3 protein-coding genes are annotated in these 3,536 nt (G+C 32.2%); all 3 read left to right on the top strand.

Annotated elements, in window-relative coordinates; translation table 11 throughout:
- The first annotated feature begins 224 nt into the window (after positions 1-224).
- The 3 genes from PHQ99_06750 to PHQ99_06740 all read left to right on the top strand — a co-directional run bounded on the left by PHQ99_06750 (position 225) and on the right by PHQ99_06740 (position 3,197).
- On the top strand, positions 225-872 hold the full coding sequence (locus PHQ99_06750; protein ID MDD4289270.1) for a cyclase family protein: 648 nt from the start codon (positions 225-227) through the stop codon (positions 870-872).
- Between the two features lie 193 nt (positions 873-1,065).
- Positions 1,066-2,010 carry a MoxR family ATPase gene (locus PHQ99_06745; protein MDD4289269.1) on the top strand — a complete coding sequence of 315 codons (945 nt, stop codon included), beginning with the start codon at positions 1,066-1,068 and terminating at the stop codon, positions 2,008-2,010.
- Positions 2,007-3,197, top strand: coding sequence for a DUF58 domain-containing protein (locus PHQ99_06740; GenBank protein MDD4289268.1), 1,191 nt, complete (start codon positions 2,007-2,009; stop codon positions 3,195-3,197). Before PHQ99_06745 ends, PHQ99_06740 begins: the two co-directional genes overlap by 4 nt.
- The last annotated feature ends 339 nt before the right edge of the window (positions 3,198-3,536 follow it).

Genomic DNA, 3,536 nt, shown 5'->3' with positions numbered 1-3,536 from the left:
TTTCCAAATAAACTGCCCATCCATGTTCAGCAATTGAGCCAGCCTTACCATCGACATAGTTTTCACAGAGAACTGTTGCCTTTGCAATCATATAAATACCTCCTTAAAAATATGTTTATTCAAAATATTAAAATAATCTTATAGTATTATTACACTATCTTTTGTTATTATAAGGTTAAAATTTACCAATTTCTATTATTAATATGAAAAGTCAGGGGTAATTAATGAAATTAATAGATCTAAGCCATGCTTTGCACACAAATATGCCAGTTTATCCGGGAGATGAACCTCCGGAGGTTAAAGCAAATACAACAATTGAAGAAAATGGTTTTAGAGAAACAAAATTTAATTTTTATTCACACACCGGAACTCATATTGATGCTCCCGCCCATATGTTAAAAAATGGATTATATTTAGATGACTTAAAAGTATCACACTTTTTTGGCAAAGCAACTGTTTTAGATTTTGTTGGTAAAAATAGTCCCGCAATAACTCTTGATATATTATTACCACAAAAGAAAAAATTAGAAAAAGTTGAATTTGTGATCATTAAAACAGGATGGAGTAAATTTTGGGGTAAAAAAGAATATTTTAATAACTATCCCTACCTAAGCGATGAAGCCGCTGAATGGCTAACAAAATTTAAGTTACAAGGTGTTGGAATTGATGCTATATCAATGGACAAATCAGATACAAATACTTTTACTACACATAAAATATTATTAGCAAAAAACATTATTATTATTGAAAATTTAACCAATTTAGAGTCTATCAAAAATAACTACTTCATACTTAGTGTTTTGCCATTGAAATATCATAATGCTGACGGTTCCCCGGTAAGAGCGGTTGCTATCGAAATAGAAAGTAAATAGGTAAAGCTAAAAATTATTTATACTTCGCATCCTTGTATTTAATTCATTATTCTATCCTTAAAACACAAATATAAGAAATATTCTTGTTTTGTATTCTGACAATTGATATAATTATGATTTAGTAAAAAGTTGTATTTTTAAACTTATCAGTGTATTTGTAAAGAATAAATATTATAAAGAAAAAGGTGATATATTGGACTTTTTAATTTGCCATGAAATTTCTAAAAATATTAATAAAGTAATAGTTGGAAAAACTAAATCTATTGAACTGCTTTTAACCGCTTTATTGGCTGATGGTCATCTTCTTTTAGAAGATGTACCCGGCGTAGGAAAAACCCTTCTGGCAAGAGCCCTGGCAAAGAGTATTGGTGGCAGTTTTCATCGAATCCAATTTACCCCGGATCTCCTACCATCTGATATAACCGGTTTTAATGTCTACAATCAAAAAGAGTGTAAATTCAATTTTCAGCCAGGTCCTGTAATGTCCAACATTCTTCTGGCTGACGAGATTAATAGAACTATACCCAGAACTCAATCCAGTTTACTGGAAAGCATGCAGGAAAAACAGGTTACCGTGGATGGAGTAACAATGGATTTACCATCACCTTTTTTTGTTATTGCTACCCAAAACCCCATAGAATTAGAGGGAACATATCCTCTGCCTGAAGCACAATTAGACAGATTTATAATGAAAATTAAACTTGATTATCCTTCACAACAGGAGGAAATAGCTATTTTAGAACGTTTTCAGCAAGATAATCCTTTGGAGAAGCTCATCTCGGTTACAACACCCGAAAAAATATTTTCTTTGCAAAAAGAAAGACAAAAAATATATGTTTCGGGAAATATTCACCATTATATTGTCGCTTTAACCGAATCTACCCGTAATTCTGATAAAATTCTTTATGGTGCAAGCCCAAGAGCCTCTTTACACCTGATGAAAGCAGCACAGTCATTGGCAGCTTTAAGGGGTAGGGATTTTGTTTTGCCGGATGATATAAAAGAACTTTTCATACCTATAGTAAATCATCGAATAATTGTAGAAACAAAGGAAAAATTAAAGGGAACTACTTCAACAAAGGTATTGGAAGAAATTTTAGATAAAGTAGAAATACCGGTTTTGGATTCATGCAAATGAATAATCAGAATCACAATCAACCGCTTTCATCGGTTTTTACGGATGGTTTTTTCCGATTTCTTGCACTTATCTTGCTGTTTATTTCTTTACTCTATGAACAGACAAATCTTATCCTGATTTCAATTCTGATACTTGCAATGTTTTACACCTTAAAGTTATGGAGTGTTTTAAGTATAAGAAATATTATATATTCTTTTGATGCCGAAAAGAAAAAAGGTTTTCCAGGTGAGCAAGTTCTATTACAAGCCAGGATTTTTAACAACAAGTTTTTACCAGTCTGGTTAAAATTAATAATCCCGATAGATAGCAACCTTTCTACGAATTCAAATATAAAAAACAAGGCTTTCTGTGAGGAATTCAGTCTTTCCTGGTACGACCAATCCAGATGGCAATGGCAATTAATTGCAGAAAAAAGAGGTTGCTACAGAATTGGTCCACCTTATCTGGAAACCGGTGATCTTCTGGGCCTTTTTCAACAAAAAAAATACCTGTCACAATCTGTTGAAATGATAATATACCCCAAACCGGTTTCTTTAAACTATCTGTCGGCGCCTGTTAAAGAATTATTTGGAAAACCGGGGTCAGAAAGCCCGGTCAAAGATCCTGTATATCCTGTCGCTACCCGTGATTATTACCATGGTAGTCCTTCAAAATATATACATTGGAAAGCAACTGCCCGACATAATCGGCTGCAAACTAAAGTTTTTGAACCATCTTCACAGAGAAAAACACTCTTAATCATTGATGTAAGCTCTTTTAGAAAGACAAAACATGAAGAATTGTTTGAAAAAACACTTGAAATTGTTGCCTCAACATTATTAGAATTTGATAGGTATGGTAGCCCATATGGTATTATATCCAATGGTAAAATTACAGGAAATTACAATCCAAGAATGTCAATAGCAACAGGACCTGAACAGCTTGCAGTGTCAATGGAATTATTGGCCAGACTTCAGATGAAACCAAGGGGATCAATGCAGAAGATACTCTCCAATGAGAATTTAATGCTGGGTGGGGCAGGGTGTATTTATTATACCTGCACTATAAACAAAAATAATATTAAAACAGCAGAACTTTTAAAACAACGGCACTTGCCTGTATATCTTGTAACTTCTTTATCTGCTAATCGTACTAATAATCTTGACATACCTGTACTTTTTTTAGAGGAAATTCATGGGGATATTTAAGAAAATATTTTAAAAAATTATACGGTATCTTTAATGTTAGAAAACTTGAATAGTAAAAATATATTACTTCTCATATTTGCAGGAATGATGGAAATAACATGGTTATTCGCAATAACCTGTATATTATTTTTAATATTAGAAATCCCTCTTTTCCCAATCATTACAGCAATTTTTGCTTATTTCACTCCAATTATAATTACTTTTACTTTAAAGGGAAGAGGAAAGAGAATTTTTGAATATGTTATTATCCATATTTTTTTCTATCTTTTAATTCTGCTTTATACTTTTTATTTCTATGGAAACTGGACAGGGTCTTTTTTAAGTTTTAAGTGGTTAGGA

The sequence above is a fragment of the Atribacterota bacterium genome, from assembly GCA_028703475.1.
In the GTDB taxonomy this organism is placed as follows: domain Bacteria; phylum Atribacterota; class Phoenicimicrobiia; order Phoenicimicrobiales; family Stramentimicrobiaceae; genus JAQVMU01.
This window is presented reverse-complemented; position numbering and strand designations above follow the sequence as displayed.

Bases quoted from the DNA above. Each gene is read 5' to 3' on its own strand.
- PHQ99_06740 (MDD4289268.1), top strand. From the start codon at position 2,007: ATGAATAATCAGAATCACAATCAACCGCTTTCATCGGTTTTTACGGAT.
- PHQ99_06750 (MDD4289270.1), top strand. From the start codon at position 225: ATGAAATTAATAGATCTAAGCCATGCTTTGCACACAAATATGCCAGTT.